Below are 18628 nucleotides of genomic sequence, written 5' to 3' on the forward strand. Positions count from 1 at the left end.
GCTACCGCCTGCAACACCAGGGCGGCGATTATACAGCACCGGATTAATTTGCCTAGTGGCGTGACAATAACTGCTGTATAAAAATCAGATCATCAATCTCACTCAATACCAACAATTCAAACCACATCGATGTACTGTAATGTTCAGCTTTGAGTAATAGCTGACAACCATCAAAGTCGATTAACCATTGGTGGAGATCAGCACTTGGCTCTTTATCAATCAAGGTCGCATCTAAACGCTGTAACAGTGCCATTGCGATCGTAGTAAAATTATCAAACTCAAACTGGGCCGGCGTAACCACTAAAGTGCCTTGCTCAAGGTTTATTTCCGTGTGGCTAAAATCATAATCCATCATTAACTTCCGTTAGTTATGTTCATCAATTGCCATTAAGTGATCGCCAATCAATTGCAAAAATACCACCCCAAACTTTTCTAACTTACGCTGACCGACACCATTTATCGCTAAAAAGTCCCCTTTTGAGCTTGGTAACCGTTCCGCCATTTCCATCAGGCTAGCATCATTGAATACCACATAGGGTGGCAAATCTTCTTCATCAGCAATCGCTTTGCGTAATTTGCGTAACTTGGCAAATAATTTTTTGTCATATTGACGATTGGCCATTCGATCAACTTTACTGCTACGAGCCGCCGTATCAAGTCGAGGTACAGCCAATGATAACGGCATTTGAGCCCTTAATAACGGCCGCGCTTGCTCTGTTAGTTGTAATACTGAGTTACGGCTAATATTTTGGGTTAAAAATCCACGATGGATCAATTGCCGTAAAATACTTACCCAATATTCATGGCTGTATTCACGCCCAATACCATAAGTGGTTAATTTATCATGTCCATATTCACGAATACGTTGATTTTGCATGCCGCGCAAGACATCAACCACATAGGTAATGCCAAAATTCTGGTTAACGCGATATACACATGACAATGCTTTTTGAGCCGCTTCCACCGCATCAAACTGCTGCGGCGGATCAAGACATACATCGCAATTTCCACATGCTTGACATTGATCTTCACCAAAATAATGTAGCAGTACTTGGCGGCGACAACTTTGTGCTTGAGCAAATGCCCCCATCGCATTTAATTTATGTAGCTCAACATCACGTTGCGCATCATGCGGTTTTTCATCGACACAACGGCGTAACCAGGCTAAATCTGCCGGATCATAAAGTAATAATGCTTCTGCTGGTAAGCTATCCCGTCCTGCCCGTCCTGTTTCTTGATAATAGGATTCAATATTACGCGGAATATCAAAATGGACCACAAACCGCACATTAGGCTTATTGATCCCCATTCCAAATGCTACCGTTGCAACAACCACATGAATATCATCACGTTGAAAAGCATCTTGAACCGCCACTCGCTGTTGGTGTTCCATTCCAGCATGATATGCCGCGGCACGAATACCACTTTCACACAGTTTTTCGCTGATCTGCTCAACTTTCTTACGGCTATTACAATAAATGATCCCGCACTGACCCCGCATCGTCGCCAAGTAACGGTTTAATTGCGTTAACGGTTTATGTTTTTCCCATAACGTGTAACGAATATTCGGCCGATCAAAGCTGCCCAAATAACAATGAGGATCGGTTAATCCCAATCGACTAATAATGTCATGCCGTGTGGCATCATCGGCTGTGGCGGTTAATGCCATCACAGGCAGAGGTGAAAATTGTTGTTTAAGCAGGCCTAATGCCGCATATTCAGGTCGAAAGTCATGCCCCCACTGTGAAACACAATGCGCTTCATCAACAGCCACCATCGCTACATCAAGTTGCTGCAAACGTTCAATAAAATCGCGCATTAACACCCGTTCAGGTGAGGCATAAACTAACTGTAATTCTCCATTTTGCATCGCATCAAAAGTGGCTTGGATTTCTTCACGTGCCATCGCTGAATGAATACATCCGGCACTGACACCGTTGGCATTAAGCTGGTCTACTTGATCTTTCATTAGCGAAATCAGTGGTGAAATCACCACGGTTAATCCCGGCAGCATTAAAGCAGGAATTTGATAACACAAAGATTTACCGCCACCGGTTGGCATGATAACCAAACAGTCATTACCGGCAGTGATCGCATCAATCACTGCTTGTTGGCCTTGCCTAAATTGTTGATAGCCAAATACATCCTGCAATATTTCTTGGCTGGATAATAATAATGACGACACAGGCTGAGGGGCAACGGTTGACATAGTAAGACTCTTCGCTAAACAGAGCTGCCATTCTATACCTAAATCTAGGGTAGATGCGAGCAAGCCCCCAATAACAAAGCGATTAAGTGATGGCATTAATAATTATCAAATAAAACCAAGTCATTGCCTCAGTTACAATGATAGTGGCGGCATATTTTCTTAAAACTAATCGCCACCAATAACAACTTCAGCATCAATCTTTCGCTACAGCCTGATTTATCTAAAATTAATGACTGGTGTTTATGGTTACGATTATCACAACAACCCTCAAGTAATAATAACCAAATAATTAATAAGGGAATAAAACAAAAAACACCAACTATCACCACTGTTATCAGATGGTTAATTATTCAACACTATATAATTTAAAGCCGCTTTTTCGCGACTAAATTTTGAAGTTATTAATAACATTTAACAACTTACCAGCTTGAAATGACTCAAACGGATTAAAAATCAAATATCCAACAAATATTACAGTCAACAATATTTAAAAATAATGAGATATACGGGGATTTTTCTGCCATCATTAATCACATTAAAATACCACCTAGCGCCTCTCTACTGTTGCGTTGCTGATTACAAGGATCTGTTATGCTTAAAATCGCGCCATCACTATTACGTTTACTAGCAATGTGTAGTTGTGCAGCCCCTATTTTCACCGTTACAGCCCAACAAATTAGTGACACTATCATTCCTGAAGCCAGTGTCACGCCACAGCAATCGCAATTAGTGGACGGCAAACAATGGATGATTGCCACTGCCAATCATTATGCCAGTGAAGCTGGCGCAGCAATGTTGCGTCAAGGTGGTAACGCAATCGACGCTATGGTGGCAACCCAATTAGTATTAGGCTTAGTTGAACCGCAATCATCAGGCATTGGTGGCGGAGGATTTTTAGTCTATTGGGATAATGATAATCAGCGAATGACCACCTTTGATGGTCGAGAAACGGCACCTTTTGCGGTCACTCCACGTCTCTTTCAAAATAAAAATGGCCAACCATTAGCATTTTATGATGCTGTTGTCGGCGGGCGCTCGGTTGGTACCCCTGGCACGATTAAATTATTGTGGAATAGCCACCAGCAATATGGTCAATTAGAGTGGAAGCAACTATTTCAACCTGCCATAAAATTAGCCAAAGCAGGGTTTATTGTTAGCCCTCGCTTAGCGGCATTAGTCGCTAAAGATGCCACGCATTTACAACGATGGCCACTAACCAAAGACTATTTTTTTAACGCTCAGGGTCAACCAATTCAGGCCGGGCAACGATTAATCAATCAAGCTTATGCTGATACTTTACGAAAAATTGCTGATTATGGTCAAAAGGCATTTTATCAAGGAGATATTGCACGAGAGATTGTTAATACCGTTCAAAACGCAGTTGGTAATCCGGGTGTGCTCAGTAATATTGATTTGGCCAGTTATAAAGTAAAACAGCGCGAGCCGATATGTGCGCCTTATCGCCAATATCAAATTTGTGGTATGGGACCACCAAGCTCTGGTGCATTAACTCTTGGGCAAATTATGGGAATGCTCAACCATTATCCGTTAGCGAAAATGGGTGCTAATGATGTTAATAGCTGGCGCTTGATTGGCGATGCCTCACGCTTAGCATTTGCTGATCGTGGCCGTTATATGGCTGACAGTGACTATGTGCCGATGCCAACCAAAGGTTTACTCGATCCTGACTACATTCAACAACGGGCGCAATTATTAGCTACCAATAAAAGATTAACCACCGTCGAGCCAGGATTGCCGCCATGGGATCATGCCAGTATTCAAACCACCGATGAAGCTATCGAATTGCCATCAACCACCCATTTTGCGATTGTTGATCGCCAAGGTAACGTGGTCTCTATGACCTCTACCATTGAAAACAGTTTTGGTTCACGATTAATGGTTGGTGGGTTCTTACTGAATAACGAATTAACCGATTTTTCATTCCGTAGCCAAATTGATGGTGTACCCATCGCCAATCGTATTGAGCCGGGTAAACGTCCCCGTTCATCAATGGCACCGACAATTGTAATGCACAATAACCACCCGGTATTAGCCATTGGCTCCCCCGGTGGCAGTCAAATTATCGGCTATATTGCAAAAACCTTAGTCGCTTACATTGATTGGGGAATGGATTTACAGCAAGCAATTAATCTGCCTAACATTAATAACCGTTTTGGTACCTTTGAGTTAGAACAACACACTGCTGCGACAGCATGGGCACCTAAGTTTGAACAATTAGGCTATAAAACTGCAGTAAAAGATCTTAACTCTGGCATTCAAGCGATCACGATTGCCCCCAAGCAATTAACCGGTGCTGCTGATCCCCGCCGCGAAGGTAAAGTGATCGCCCAATAGCAGCCTCTAAAAACCATAAAAAAGCCCAGCGAGCATTAATTATAAAAAATCAACAATCACTGGGCTTATTACTGCAATGGTGATTATAGTGCGGTTAACTTAGCGTATTGGGTTACTAACCACTTAATACCTTCACCATTAAAGGCCACTTGGACTCGACTTTGGGCGCCGCTGCCTTCAAAGTTGATAATTGTTCCTTCACCAAATTTAGGGTGTTGCACTCGCTGCCCCAAACTAAAACCGGTCTCGTTAAAGTTATTATTAACTTGGGTTTGGCTAAAACGACCACTACTCACAGGACGTGAAACCTGTGCCTTCATGCGTACTTCTTCAACATATTGCTCAGGAATTTCACGAATGAAACGTGATGGTTTATGGAAATTATCCTTGCCGTATAAACGTCGCATTTCAGCATAAGTGATATACAGCTTCTTCATTGCCCGCGTCATGCCGACATAACATAACCGACGCTCTTCTTCTAACCGATCGGCTTCTTCTATGGTACGCGAGCTTGGGAACATCCCTTCTTCGACACCAACCATAAACACAATCGGAAATTCTAAGCCTTTGGCACTGTGCATTGTCATCAACTGCACCGCATCTTCAAAGGCGTCAGCTTGACCATCACCCGCTTCTAATGCGGCATGAGCTAAAAATGCTGACAATTGGCTCATTTCAGCCGCTTCTTCAGGAATTTCAAACTGACGCGTTGCTGTCACCAATTCTTCTAAGTTTTCAATCCGCGCTTGCGCTTTTTCGCCTTTTTCCTGCTCATACATTGCCCGCAAACCTGAATGACGAATAACATCATCGGTTTGTTGATACATCGCAAGTTCAGCGGTGTCATCTTCAAGTGCATTAATCAACTCAATAAAGCGTTGTAGAGCATTGGCAGCTCGTCCAGCCAGCACTTTTTCGTCTAATAACGCCAAGCTTGATTGCCACATCGTTAAACCGCGATCACGAGCGGTTATACGAATGGTTTCGAGGGTACGATCGCCCAAACCACGAGTCGGAGTATTTACCACTCGCTCAAACGAGGCATCATCATTACGATTGCTAATCAAACGCAGGTAAGACAACGCATCTTTAATTTCTTGACGCTCAAAGAAACGCATGCCGCCATAAATACGATATGGCATGCCAGCTTGAATTAATGCTTCTTCTAATACTCGCGACTGAGCATTACTACGGTATAAAAATGCGGTATCACTAAGGCTACCACCTTGCTCACGCCACTCTTTAATTTTACCGACCGCAAACCGCGCTTCATCAAGTTCATTAAACGCCGAATACAGTGAGATCGGCTCGCCATCGCCATCTTCTGTCCATAAATTCTTACCCATACGAGCAGTATTATTAGCAATAAGCTCATTGGCAGCATTAAGAATATTGGCAGTAGAGCGATAGTTTTGCTCCAAAAAGATTGACGATGCGTTACTGAAATCATTAAGAAAACGTTGAATATTTTCAACTTGAGCGCCACGCCAACCGTAAATAGATTGGTCGTCATCACCGACAATCATCACATGGCAATCAGGTCCAGCCATTAATCGTAGCCACGCAAATTGAATATTGTTGGTATCTTGGAACTCATCCACCAAAATGTGTTTAAAGCGTGCTTGATAATGCTCGCGAATATGCTTGTTATCACGCAATAATTCAAACGAACGCAGTAATAGCTCGGCAAAATCGACCATGCCAGCACGATCACAAGCTTCTTGGTAAGCGGTATAAATTCGCAACCAAGTTTGCTCAACCGGATCATTATAGGTTTCAACATGCTGTGGGCGTAAGCCTTCGTCTTTTTTAGCATTGATATACCAAGCACCTTGACGGGCTGGCCAATGCTTTTCATCTAAATTCTGCGCTTTAATCAAACGGCGTAATAACCGCATCTGATCATCAGAATCTAAAATATTAAAATCTTCAGGCAAGCGCGCATCCAAATAGTGGGCGCGTAACATGCGATGACATAAGCCATGGAAAGTGCCATTCCACATTCCAGCACTAGAGCCATGCATTAATTCATTAATACGGCCACGCATTTCGGCAGCTGCTTTATTGGTAAATGTCACCGACATAATGGAATACGGCGAAGCTTGTTCAACCGCCAACAACCAAGCAATACGATGCACTAGCACACGGGTTTTACCACTACCCGCTCCCGCCAATACTAGGTGATTACCCAACGGCGCAGCCACCGCCTCGCGTTGTTTGTCATTGAGGCCATCTAATAGAAGTGAAACGTCCATCGCTATCTACTGGTTATTTATACAATGGTGATGATTATACCAGCCCCAATAAAGATTGCTTCGATATCTTTGTAGTGATTTTCGCAGAGTTCAGAAACAAAAACACAACACAATTGTTAAAATAATTAACATCCCAGTGAAATAAATTATGCTTTGGCCCTGTCTGTTATTCCAAGAGCAAATTAACACCACTAAAAAAATGCTTAACCACAACCAATCAACACTCAACCATAATCAAGGAATCACCATGAAAAAGACCAATATTGCTTTAGCGTCAGCGATGACCGGATTAATTGCGTTAGCAGGAGCACTTGCCTCAACAACAGCTGTTGCTGAAGAAATGGGCAAAAAGATGGAGAAAGAAAAATGTTATGGCGTTAGTAAAGCGGGCAAAAATGATTGCGCAACTAAAACGAGTTCGTGCGCTGGTTCAGCCAAAGAAGATGCGCAAAAAGATGCCTTTGTAGTCGTGCCTAAAGGACTGTGCGATCGTCTCCATGGTGGCTCAACAAAGGAGGCATAAGTTAGTGGATTTTTCATCCCAGCAGCCGATTGGGGTGGGCCTACGCTCGCCTCACATCGCTGAGATAATTTCTACCCAACCGTCACTTGGTTGGTTAGAAATTCACAGTGAAAATTATTTCAATCCCGATTCATTAGCACGCCACCAACTGCGCCAATTGCTACCTCACTATCCGATTAGCTGCCATGGGATCGGGCTGTCATTGGGATCAGTAGATCCACTTAATCCTGACCATTTACAGCAACTCAAGCAATTAATTACCGAGACCGAGCCATTTTTAATTTCAGATCATCTCAGTTGGAGTTCTGTTAATGGTCAATATTTTAATGATCTATTACCACTGCCTTATACCGAAGAAGCACTCACCCATTTCTGCGCTAAGGTTGATCAAGTCCAGCATCTATTAAAACGCCAACTATTAATTGAAAATCCATCCAGTTATTTACAGTTTCAACACTCAACAATTCCGGAATGGGAGTTTTTAATGGCAGTCCAACAGCGCACAGGCTGCGGACTGTTATTAGATTTGAATAATATTTATGTCAGTAGTTTTAACCATCGCTTTGATTGCCAAACATATTTAGCTGCTATTGATCCAACCGTGGTGCAGGAGATACACCTCGCAGGTTTTATACGCAAACAATTACCTCAAGGTGAAATTTGGATTGATACCCATAGTCAACCCGTCAGTACCGCTGTATGGCAATTGTATCAACAATGGATCCGCTGTCATGGCAGTCATATTCCTACCTTAATTGAGTGGGATACTGATATTCCTCCTCTAGCAATATTAATCGCAGAAGCGAATAAGGCTCAAACGATTATCGATAAGGAGCGCGCCGATGCCAGCATCATTAACCGCACCTAACTTACAGCAACTACAACACCAATTTGCCGCTGCACTGCATTATCAGCCTCATGATGCGGCGACGATAGTCAACAGTGATCAATTTAGCGCCCAACAACGACTGCAACTGTACTGTAATAATTTTATTATTAGCCTCACTGAGGTATTAGCGAGTACATATCCAACCGTAAAAGCCATGATCGGCGAACAATATTTTGAGCAATTAGCCCGCCACCATATTCTTAGCCAGCCGCTACCGCAAGCCGATGTAACGGCATATGGTGATCACTTTGAAAATACCATTACAGCCCAGCCAGCATTAGTAGCCAGCTTGCCTTATTTAGTCGATCTTGCTCGTTTAGAATGGCTGCGAGATATTGTTAATCGGTTAGCATCCCATGCTGGCACATTACCGCTAGAAAAATTACGCCAACTCGAACATCCAACCAATAGTGTTAATCTTCAACAGTGTTATTTTCATATTCCAACGTCGACACGGGTTTTTAGTAGTCAATATGCGGTGGTGTCACTATGGGAGATCGTTAACCACACCAATGATAACCACCAGCAGCAACAATTAGCGCTATTAGATATTAACCAACCACAAACTGCACTGTTACAGCACTTTCAATGGCAAGTTTGGCAACAAGATAGCGCACCAGAATTAATCGCGTTAGTGAGAGACTGCCAATGCCAACGCCCGATCGCAACACATACTCGTTCACAATTAACCCTACTGCCACAGTTATTACACCACCATCTAATTGATGATATTTGCGAGGTTAATGGCGATGATTAATTTTATCCGCACCATCGATCCTTTTTTTGAACATTTAATACGTCCACTGCAACCACTGTTGCTCCTATTTAGTCGCGTTTGGGTGGCAATTGCGTTCTTTAAATCAGGACTCATTAAATATGGCAGTTGGGAAAGTACGCTATATTTATTTGAATATGAGTATCTGGTACCCATTTTACCTTGGCAGTTAGCCGCTTATAGTGGAACAGCGATTGAATTAATTGTACCAATATTTTTAGCTCTGGGATTATTTTCACGCCCAATGGCACTGCTATTATTTGGATTTAATATTATTGCGGTGGTGTCATACCCAGCACTATGGCAGCAAGGGTTTTATGATCATCAATTATGGGGAATGATGTTACTCGTAACCATATTTTGGGGTGCTGGAAAATTATCACTCGATCAGTGGCTAAATCAATGCGGCTGCAATAAAAACGCCACATAGAGATAATATTATCATCCATCGATGCCAATGATGACGGATGATAACTCGCAATATACTAGTTTGCTGATAAACCAATTAAAGGTAACAATTCGGCTAAATAATTAATTTCAACATCCGGTAAACAGCGCACATTGGTTGCCGTTAATTGTCGATGCTGATCATTATACCAACACGCCTGTAAGCCATGCCTTTTAGCACCAAAAACATCGCTATGAAGATGATCACCAACATGCAAAATCTGGTGCGCAGGTATCCCTAAATGACCAATCGCCTTCATAAACAGATCTGCCTCTGGTTTGGCAAAACCATCGCGCCCAGCATGATAGATCTCACTAAAATACCCCGCTAAACCAATTTTTTGAGGATCGACATTACCATTGGTGATACCGACTAACGGTAGTTGTGCACTTAATAAAGCTAATACTCGATGGGTTTCAGCTGGGACATCAACCTTATTACGTTCAACTAACACTAACTCAAGCCCATGTCGCGCGGCAAGCTCAGCCTCTTTAAGGCGCCATCCCAACTGCATCAACCCAATTTTTATTGTTTCATAACGCCACTCACTAACATCATGAGATAAACTGGGATCGACGGTTACAAGTTGATTTTTTAAGCGCAACCAATCATCACGACGAAGCATATCCGGTCGTGGCAATAATTGTATTAACCAATCAAGCATTGTTTGTTCTGCGCGAACAATCACTGGACGGTTATCATAGAGGGTGTCATCAAGATCAAACGTGAGCGCGTTAATCGGGCCTAAGTGACGATAAAATTGCATGGGCGTTCCTATTAGTTAACACTCAATAACGTGTTAACGGCGTTTAGCTCGAGGATGAGCAGCATCGTAGACTTTTGCTAAATGCTGAAAATCAAGATGGGTATAGATTTGAGTAGTGGTTAAATTAGCGTGGCCTAATAATTCTTGTACTGCACGTAAATCGCCACTTGATTCCAACATGTGCGTTGCAAAACTATGGCGTAATTTATGCGGGTTAATGTGGCTTGATACCGCTTGTTTTTGTCCCCATTCCGCCATTCTTTTTTGAACGTTGCGGTTTGAAATACGGTGACCAAGTTTAGAGACAAATAGCCCCTTTTCATCACCATGAGCGATATTACCGCGCACTTTAAGCCAATTCGCCACCCACTCACAGGCTAAACCTGCAAACGGTACCACCCGCTCTTTATCACCTTTACCGATAACGCGTAGATCACCTTTACTCAAATTAATGTCACGCACATCTAAGTTCACCAACTCCGATAAACGTAAACCTGCGCCATACATTAATTCCATCATCGCACGATCACGAATCGCCAATGGATCATCATCGTTAACCTCTAGCAGTTGATTCATTTCATCAACATCTAGGTTTTTCGGTAACGGTCGAGCTTTACGTGGTGCAGACACGCCTTTGGCAGGATTGGCGGGTAACACTTGCTGATGGACTAAATAATCAAAAAAGCTCCGTAATGCTGATAACCGCATCGCTAAACTGCTGGCTTTAAGTCCATTACGCATCCCTTTACTGGCTATTTGGCGTACCCAGCCAGCATCAACTTGCTGCCAGTTTTCAACCCCAAGCTCTAGTAATTGCTCGGCAATACAGGTTAATTGACGTTTATAATTTTGCTGGGTATGTAAACTAAGTTCACGTTCACTACGCAAATATTCATAAAAACGCTCTAGGGGTTGTTCAAAACTTCGGGGAAGCGTACTCACATAAACCTCGATCATTCGCGTCATTAATACCAATGACAACTATTAGCTAGCGCTATTGAATAAATTGACCATCAAAAACATGGGCTACAGGGCCGGTCATAAATAAGGGTTTGCCTTCACCTGCCCAACGAATATATAAATCACCACCAGGTAAACAGACTTTGACATTCTCATCCAATAGTCCTTGGCTGCGACCAATCGCAACCGCCGCACAAGCGCCACTGCCGCAGGCTTGTGTTTCACCGGCTCCGCGTTCATATACCCGTAATTTTACCGTACCGCGATCAACCACTTCCATAAAGCCAGCATTGACGCGTTCAGGAAAACGTTCGTGTGACTCCATCAGTGGCCCCAGCGTTGCTACCGCTGCAGTATCGATATTATCGACAATAGTGACACAATGAGGATTGCCCATACTGACCGCACCACAAAATAGGGTTTGTTCACCAACCCGTAGCAAGTAGGTTTTCTCTGCTTGCTTAGCCCGCATCGGGATTTTGGTCGGTTCAAAATTCGGCGCCCCCATATTAACCGTTACTTGGCCATCATTTTCGAGCTTTAACACCATTTTGCCAGCTTTCGTACTAACGGATATATGGTATTTATTGGTTAGCCCTTTCATTGACACAAACCGAGCAAAACAACGCGCACCGTTACCACATTGTTCAACTTCACTACCATCAGCATTAAAAATACGGTAGTGGAAATCGGTTTCAGGATCATACGGCGGTTCAACCACTAATAACTGGTCAAAACCAATCCCGCGATGACGATCGGCTAAGCGACGAATCGCATCGGGAGAAAAAAATACATTTTGCGTGACACAATCTACAACAACAAAGTCATTGCCGAGCCCATGCATTTTGGAAAAGTTAATCTGCATGATGTTCCTTAATTATTAAGCTTCAGTTGCGACGACAATCATTCAACAAGATATTCATGCTGCCAAAGTTGTTCTAAGGTTTCACGCGCACGCACTAAATGTGCTTGCTGACCATCAACCATCACCTCAGCAACTCGAGGACGGGAATTATAGTTAGACGCCATCACGAAACCATAAGCACCAGCTGACCTTACTGCAAGTAAGTCATCAGCGGCTAAACATAAATAGCGATCTTTACCAATGAAATCGCCAGTTTCACAAATAGGTCCAACTAGATCATAACACTGCCTTTCACCCTGACGCGGGATCACTGGAATAATATCTTGCCATGCCGAGTAAAGTGTCGGGCGAATTAAATCATTCATCGCTGCATCAACGATGGCAAAGTTTTTATATTCAGTGTGTTTTAAAAACTCAACCTTGGTCAGCAGCACCCCAGCATTAGCTGCAATCGCACGCCCAGGTTCAAAAATTAATTCCAACTCAGGATAAGACGCTAAGCGGGATAACAATGCTGTCGCATAATCAGCGGGTAATGGCGGTTGCTCATCGTTATAAGTCACCCCTAAACCACCACCGAGATCTAAATGTTTAATCTCAATCCCAACTGATTTCAGCTCATCAATCAAAGCAAGTAGACGTTCTGTCGCATCAATAAAAGGCTGTACATTCGTTAACTGAGAGCCAATATGACAATCCATCCCGACCACTTTAAGATGCGGTAATTGATGAGCTAACTGATACACTTCAAGCGCACGCTCACGGGCAATACCAAACTTGTTATCTCGCAGCCCTGTTGAAATATAAGGATGGGTATTAGCATCAACATCAGGGTTAATACGCAATGAAATTGGCGCAATTTTACCAAGTTGACCCGCGACATGATTTAAACGATCTAACTCAGGCTCAGACTCAACATTAAAACATTTAATTCCCAGCTCAAGCGCACGTCGCATTTCTGGTGCCGTTTTACCTACGCCAGAAAACACCACCTTGGCAGGATCGCCACCAGCAGCCAAGACGCGCTCTAACTCACCCAGAGACACTATATCAAACCCAGACCCTAAACGGGCGAGCACATTCAGCACCCCAAGATTAGAGTTGGCTTTTACCGCATAGCAAATTAAATGGGGCTGAGTTGCTACTGCTTGATCAAACGCATGCCAATGACGCTCTAAGGTTGCTCGCGAGTAAACATAAAGTGGCGTGCCATACTGGGCCGCTAACTCTGCCAATGCCACCTCTTCAGCCCATAGTTGTCCGTCTTGCTGGTAATTAAAATAATCCAATGCTTGCTATCCTTCCCTGTCTTGTTGACTGTTAAGCTGCGACTCAATCATCAGCGCAACTAGCTTATTATTGTGGTTGATGGTGTTGTGGTGCATCTTTTGGCATGTACAGTGGGCCACTTTGGCCACAGCCAGTTAAAATTAACGATCCGAAGACCAAAATTGCTAATAAACCTTTATGCATAATTCAAAGCCAGTGATTATCATTCCAATGACCTCTATAATCGCACCAAGAACAAGAAATGCAATAGGACGCAATAGGATGAATGATACTGAATTTCACCAACTGGCCGATCTGGCACTAATGCAGATCGAAGAAGGCATCGATGAATCCGGTGTTGATATTGAGCCAGAAACCACAGGCAACGTGCTGACATTAGAGTTTGCAAACCGCAGCCAGATTGTTATTAATCGCCAAGAGCCACTACACGAGCTATGGTTAGCTTCAAAATCAGGTGGTTACCATTTTAAATACACTGGTAGCGAATGGCGTTGTACTCGTAGCGATAAAGAATTATTTGCGCTACTTAAACAAGAGTGCAGCTTACATGCAGGTGAAAATGTAACTTGGTAATACCAAGCTTACATATTGCAGTTATAAAAAAAGCCTTCATTTTGTGAAGGCTTTTTTCTAAGTTCACCATTATCAATAGTATTAATTAAGATTAATACCGTTGTTTATCGCTGTCGTCTTATCATTACGACGAGTTACTTGACCACTTTTAAACGGTAATACTTGTAATTCACCTTTGTCATTATGAGCAATATCGTAAAACTGAGGTAAATTAAAATTGATAAAATTAGCACTATAACTAAAACGATCTTGCGATGAAGTATAAAAACGGTTTACGCCATGAACCATTTCATCTTTATTACCGTTGCACTGACGATAGACTTCCATTTGATTGGTTTCATCGAGAATATAGATATTGAAACCTTGGTCACAATCTTCAAAAAAGAACTGAATCAAACCTTCACTGGCGTAGGCATCAACAATTTCAGGTGGATGCGGTTCATCAGTTTTGCCCATCACAACCTTCGGAATATCACTGACTTTATTTGAAGAAATACAACTGTAAAAATCAACTGAGTTTTCAAGCCGCTGTACCGAAACCCCACGTCGTTCAAAAAACAGCCCGTAAGTTTCATCAGCTATATGGACCGCTTTAAAACGACGTCGCTTTTCTTCTTCGACCGGTTTTAACCGCATTTCAATACACTCAGCCACCAACTGATACACCACATTACGAATTAAACCGCGCATATGTTTGCTGTAACAAAACACATCAATCGCTTCTGGTGGAATAGCATCGTGGTGCATTTTACCCAACATCGTTTTCAGAGCATCGAGCATGGCATAATTGCCACTAAAATTGAGTGTTCGTACTTCATTCCACGAATTACGATAAACTAAATCAACACTGCCAACGAGACACTTTTGCTCAGGGCCATAACTGAAAATATCGGTGGTTTTAAAATCAAATCGAACCGAGCGATTTTTTAGCTCAGTGGTAGGATCATTTTCTAAATTAACAAATAACCCTAATTGGCGAATTTCACACGGACTTGATAACGCTTGCAAACCGGGATGCGGACGACGAATAGGAAAAGTATTGCGAATATCACTCACCAGTTGATAAAGCTTATCTAAATCCATATCAGCATTACGAACCACGGTATGTAAATGGGTCGATTCGGTCAACAAACCATTAAAATAACTCCACGCAACTAACTTTGATAAGTAACGGTTATGCTCTAACGGTGGCTGACCTAAAATATATTTCGCTTCAATAGGTTGTTTATATAAATACCAACCCGCGGTATTCGTTCGCCCTTCTGGTACTTGAATAAAAGTCAGATCAGGCTCGTGTAAATCCGGTGATATTTGCGGATTTAATAATGTCACTTTACCGGGAAGCACCTCAAACGCAGCATATAATTTACGCGCCAGAATACTGATATCTTCGGGGCTAATTGCCGAGGTAATATCATTACGACGCGCAAAACGAATTAAATTTCGGTAACTGAGCATCAACGCATCAAGCAACTCATTATGGGCTTGCTTAACTTGGGCAACTTTCCAATTACGGCGATTATCAAGCTCAGCAATAACCTCTGTTGACCATTGCCATTGCTCAGTTAAATGTTGCAGTGCGCGTCGACGCCAAACCACTGAACCCGATGCTGGTTTACGGGTTAATTTCTCATGAGTTTTAAGATAGAAACAGCGCCGCACTAAATCTAAACGGCGATGATCATCAATACGCTCTAAATAACGGGTCACTTTTTCAAGCATTAAATAGTAAGCATCCATGCAATATTCACTGCGATCTTCAGCAAAGAAGCGGCGCTTACCATCAAGACTTAATAATTGAGTGTGAGGATATTCCCATGAATAGGCTTCAAGCAGGATCGCTTTTAATACCGATTTATAAGGAGAATCGATACTTTTGTATAACTGCCATAAACTGGAACCGAAATATTCTTCTGCAGGAATACGCATCAAGCCACCAAAATCAATCCATTGGTCGCGTTGAATATAACCTTTAGCAACTAAATCATCGATATATTGGTCATAGCACTCTTCCATTTCTGGCGGCACCATAAACCATAATAAGGGTAATCCTGCTAAACACACTGCCGAACGATAGAATTCATCGAGTAACAGTAAATGTTGACTTGAGCCACAGTTTTCACCGGTCATGGCTTCAGAGAAATTGTCGCGGAAACGGTTTTCATCGATCAAAAAGAAGTTAGCTTCAACCCCTTGTTCCATCGCCCATTGAGAAACTAAGCTACATTTACGATCTAATGCTTCACGGCAATGACGATTTAATGAGGTTGGAATACAAACCCAAATATCAAGATCACTGGTGAGACTTTGTCCCATAGAAGAAGTGCTACCCATGGCGTAAAGACCAGTAATTGGGCAGTCAGTATCAGCAACCAAGAGTGGATCAATCGGCATTATCGCAGCACGAGCGCAATCATTAACAAATTGCTGTTGTACCTCGGTAACGATAAAATTCGCGATTCCCTGGGGCACTTGTTGATCAAGATATCCTGGTAAAGCTGGGTGGTTATAATGTAATAAGACAGGTAACAGATCGAAAACCTGTATTGACGGCTCATTCATTGCTAAGCGTGCACGTTCAATGCGAAGCTCAGTCAACGAATCCAGTCTACCTTTTAGCGTCTTGATATAATTTTGCAAATTACTCTTCCAAGAGCTAGCAGTGTTAGTGCGGCCCGCAGTTTGACATTAATAGCGTAAATTTTATTCAAAATGAGAAAGAAACGTGATCAATGTATCATTTTTAATACCTACGGTAAAGATAATGCCAAGCTTGCCCAGTAACAACTGCCTATGATTCATCCGTGATTATCAGACTCTAAATCGCGGTCATAACTAATAACAACTAATCGTGCTGTAACTAGAAATTGATCAACGACTTATTGCGATAAATATCACATTTTATATTGTAGCTCACTACACAATAACGCTTGAAATCAGGAACCGCAATACACGAATTATCATCCATGCTTAGGTAGTGGTACGATACTAAGCATAAAAAATAACAACCTTGGTTAACGGACCTTCTTTACTATGATGACAACCCAACCGATTCGCATTGCTACACGTAAAAGCCCATTAGCCATGTGGCAGGCAGAGTTTGTAAAAGCTGAACTTGAACTGGCTCATCCAGGGCTCGTTGTTGAACTGCTACCTATGGTAACAAAAGGTGACATTATTTTAGACACTCCTTTAGCAAAAGTGGGCGGTAAAGGCTTATTTGTTAAAGAACTTGAAGTAGCAATGCTTGAAGGTCGTGCAGATATTGCGGTGCACTCAATGAAAGATGTACCGGTTGAGTTTCCTGAAGGACTCGGCTTAGTGACAATTTGCGAACGTGAAGACCCACGTGATGCATTTGTGTCTAATCACTATGACTCCATTGATGACTTGCCTCTAGGGGCTATTGTAGGAACATCAAGTTTACGCCGCCAATGCCAACTACGATCTCAACGTCCAGATCTGATCGTTAATGACCTCCGTGGTAATGTAAATACTCGCCTGCGCAAGCTCGATGAAGGCCAATATGACGCCATCATTTTAGCTACTGCGGGTCTAAAACGCCTTAAAATGAATGATCGCATTCGCAGTGAAATTGCTCCAGAAGTTAGCTTACCCGCGGTAGGTCAAGGTGCTGTCGGCATTGAATGTCGTTTGAATGATCAGCGTGTACGTGATCTACTTGCTCCCCTTAATCACCAACCGACAGCGACACGCGTCCTGTGTGAGCGCGCGATGAATAACCGTCTTCAAGGTGGTTGCCAAGTACCTATTGGAAGCTATTCAGAACTGCAAGGGGATAACATTTGGTTACGTGCTTTAGTTGGCGAGCCTGATGGTAGCATTATTGTTCGCGCTGAAATTAGCGGCCCAATTGCAGCGGCTGAACAATTAGGTGAAACCTTAGCTGATGAGTTGTTAGCCAAAGGTGCCAAAGAAATCCTTGATCGTTTATACGGTAACGCCTAATGGCTGTGCTGATCACCCGTCCAGCACCAGAGTGCGATCAATTGGTGGCACAACTTAACCAAGTGGCGATCAGCGCTATTGCTCAGCCTTTACTTGAGGTACAGCAAGGGAAATATATAAATAGATTAATAGAACAAATTCAACAACTGCAACAAGGTGACTATATCATTGCAGTTAGCTATCATGCGGTACGTTTTGCAGCTGATTACTTGATTTCACAAGGTGCAGAATGGCCAAAAAACATGCATTATATAGCCGTTGGCGACAAGACAGCTGCAGCTTTAGCCCAGGCCTGTCAGCAACCAGTGAGCTCACCCCAAGGTAACCATGATAGTGAAGCGCTATTAGCCTTACCTGAGCTTGCTAATATTCGCCACCGTAGGGTATTAATCTTACGAGGTAATGGTGGACGCGAATTAATCTATCAAGCATTAACCGCTCGCCATGCCCAAGTCAGTTATTGTGAAACTTATCAACGCTGCTGGCTTGATCTCGATGCAACACAATTAGTCCAACAATGGCAACAACAGCAAATACAGGCTCTAGTTGTCACAAGTAGTGAACAGTTAATATACTTAACGGGATTGATCCCAACTGAGAATTTGACTTGGCTTTATAATTGCCACCTTTTCGTACCAAGTCAACGCGTCGCAGACCAAGCATCAACACTTGGCTACAGACATATTTCCACCGTGGGGAGCGCTGCTAATCAGGCGTTATTCACGTTCCTAAAAAGCAACGTAAGCTAACG

Annotated in this window: 17 protein-coding genes; 8 read left to right on the top strand and 9 right to left on the bottom strand. The window is 42.8% G+C overall.

The features are described 5' to 3' along the window. Positions 1-52: 52 nt before the first annotated feature. Both PPBDW_RS15030 and recQ read right to left on the bottom strand, forming a co-directional pair. Entirely contained in the window at positions 53-355 is a 303-nt protein-coding gene (locus tag PPBDW_RS15030; RefSeq protein ID WP_036788430.1) for a DUF3630 family protein, read from the bottom strand. A 9-nt stretch (positions 356-364) separates the two neighbouring features. Next, positions 365-2209, bottom strand: coding sequence for an ATP-dependent DNA helicase RecQ (recQ, locus tag PPBDW_RS15035; RefSeq protein WP_036788511.1), 1845 nt, complete (start codon positions 2207-2209; stop codon positions 365-367). Positions 2210-2839: 630 nt separating this feature from the next. Between recQ and ggt the strand changes: the two genes are divergently transcribed. Beyond that, positions 2840-4564, top strand: coding sequence for a gamma-glutamyltransferase (gene ggt, locus PPBDW_RS15040; RefSeq protein ID WP_054262116.1), 1725 nt, complete (start codon positions 2840-2842; stop codon positions 4562-4564). 83 nt (positions 4565-4647) lie between these two features. On the opposite strand, the gene uvrD is transcribed toward ggt, so the two are convergent. Further along, a complete protein-coding gene (uvrD, locus tag PPBDW_RS15045; RefSeq protein ID WP_036788434.1) occupies positions 4648-6819 on the bottom strand; it encodes a DNA helicase II in 2172 nt (723 codons plus the stop codon). A 247-nt stretch (positions 6820-7066) separates the two neighbouring features. Here uvrD and PPBDW_RS15050 point away from each other — a divergent pair, with 247 nt between their 5' ends. From PPBDW_RS15050 to PPBDW_RS15065, 4 genes are read left to right on the top strand one after another with little or no spacing between them, the layout of a single operon-like run. Then, positions 7067-7342 carry a BufA1 family periplasmic bufferin-type metallophore gene (locus PPBDW_RS15050; protein ID WP_036788514.1) on the top strand — a complete coding sequence of 92 codons (276 nt, stop codon included), beginning with the start codon at positions 7067-7069 and terminating at the stop codon, positions 7340-7342. A gap of 4 nt (positions 7343-7346) precedes the next feature. Beyond that, entirely contained in the window at positions 7347-8210 is an 864-nt protein-coding gene (gene bufB, locus PPBDW_RS15055) for an MNIO family bufferin maturase (protein ID WP_036788436.1), read from the top strand. Continuing rightward, the gene (locus tag PPBDW_RS15060; protein WP_036788438.1) at positions 8185-8988 is read left to right on the top strand and encodes an HvfC/BufC N-terminal domain-containing protein; all 804 of its coding nucleotides are present in this window, start codon (positions 8185-8187) and stop codon (positions 8986-8988) included. The genes bufB and PPBDW_RS15060 overlap by 26 nt, the downstream gene beginning before the upstream one ends. Further along, positions 8981-9436, top strand: coding sequence for a DoxX family protein (locus PPBDW_RS15065; RefSeq protein WP_036788441.1), 456 nt, complete (start codon positions 8981-8983; stop codon positions 9434-9436). The genes PPBDW_RS15060 and PPBDW_RS15065 overlap by 8 nt, the downstream gene beginning before the upstream one ends. A gap of 55 nt (positions 9437-9491) precedes the next feature. On the opposite strand, the gene yigB is transcribed toward PPBDW_RS15065, so the two are convergent. The 5 genes from yigB to lptM all read right to left on the bottom strand — a co-directional run bounded on the left by yigB (position 9492) and on the right by lptM (position 13518). Next, positions 9492-10220 carry a 5-amino-6-(5-phospho-D-ribitylamino)uracil phosphatase YigB gene (yigB, locus tag PPBDW_RS15070; protein WP_036788444.1) on the bottom strand — a complete coding sequence of 243 codons (729 nt, stop codon included), beginning with the start codon at positions 10218-10220 and terminating at the stop codon, positions 9492-9494. Between the two features lie 33 nt (positions 10221-10253). Then, entirely contained in the window at positions 10254-11177 is a 924-nt protein-coding gene (gene xerC, locus PPBDW_RS15075; protein ID WP_036788446.1) for a tyrosine recombinase XerC, read from the bottom strand. A 37-nt stretch (positions 11178-11214) separates the two neighbouring features. Beyond that, positions 11215-12045, bottom strand: a complete 831-nt coding sequence (gene dapF, locus PPBDW_RS15080) for a diaminopimelate epimerase (RefSeq protein ID WP_036788448.1) — start codon at positions 12043-12045, stop codon at positions 11215-11217. Positions 12046-12083: 38 nt separating this feature from the next. Continuing rightward, positions 12084-13334, bottom strand: coding sequence for a diaminopimelate decarboxylase (gene lysA, locus PPBDW_RS15085; protein WP_036788449.1), 1251 nt, complete (start codon positions 13332-13334; stop codon positions 12084-12086). A gap of 67 nt (positions 13335-13401) precedes the next feature. Further along, positions 13402-13518, bottom strand: a complete 117-nt coding sequence (gene lptM / locus PPBDW_RS15090; RefSeq protein ID WP_080888926.1) for an LPS translocon maturation chaperone LptM — start codon at positions 13516-13518, stop codon at positions 13402-13404. 78 nt (positions 13519-13596) lie between these two features. Between lptM and cyaY the strand changes: the two genes are divergently transcribed. Further along, on the top strand, positions 13597-13908 hold the full coding sequence (gene cyaY / locus PPBDW_RS15095; RefSeq protein WP_036788451.1) for an iron donor protein CyaY: 312 nt from the start codon (positions 13597-13599) through the stop codon (positions 13906-13908). An 81-nt stretch (positions 13909-13989) separates the two neighbouring features. Here cyaY and PPBDW_RS15100 read toward each other — a convergent pair whose 3' ends face one another. Then, the gene (locus PPBDW_RS15100) at positions 13990-16548 is read right to left on the bottom strand and encodes a class I adenylate cyclase (protein ID WP_036788453.1); all 2559 of its coding nucleotides are present in this window, start codon (positions 16546-16548) and stop codon (positions 13990-13992) included. Positions 16549-16944: 396 nt separating this feature from the next. On the opposite strand from PPBDW_RS15100, the gene hemC reads away from it, so the two are divergent. After that, a complete protein-coding gene (gene hemC / locus PPBDW_RS15105) occupies positions 16945-17877 on the top strand; it encodes a hydroxymethylbilane synthase (RefSeq protein ID WP_036788515.1) in 933 nt (310 codons plus the stop codon). Continuing rightward, entirely contained in the window at positions 17877-18626 is a 750-nt protein-coding gene (locus PPBDW_RS15110) for a uroporphyrinogen-III synthase (RefSeq protein WP_036788454.1), read from the top strand. Before hemC ends, PPBDW_RS15110 begins: the two co-directional genes overlap by 1 nt. Positions 18627-18628: the final 2 nt, after the last annotated feature.

Origin of the sequence: Photobacterium kishitanii (genome assembly GCF_000613045.3) — a bacterium.
GTDB classification, from domain to species: Bacteria; Pseudomonadota; Gammaproteobacteria; order Enterobacterales; family Vibrionaceae; genus Photobacterium; species Photobacterium kishitanii.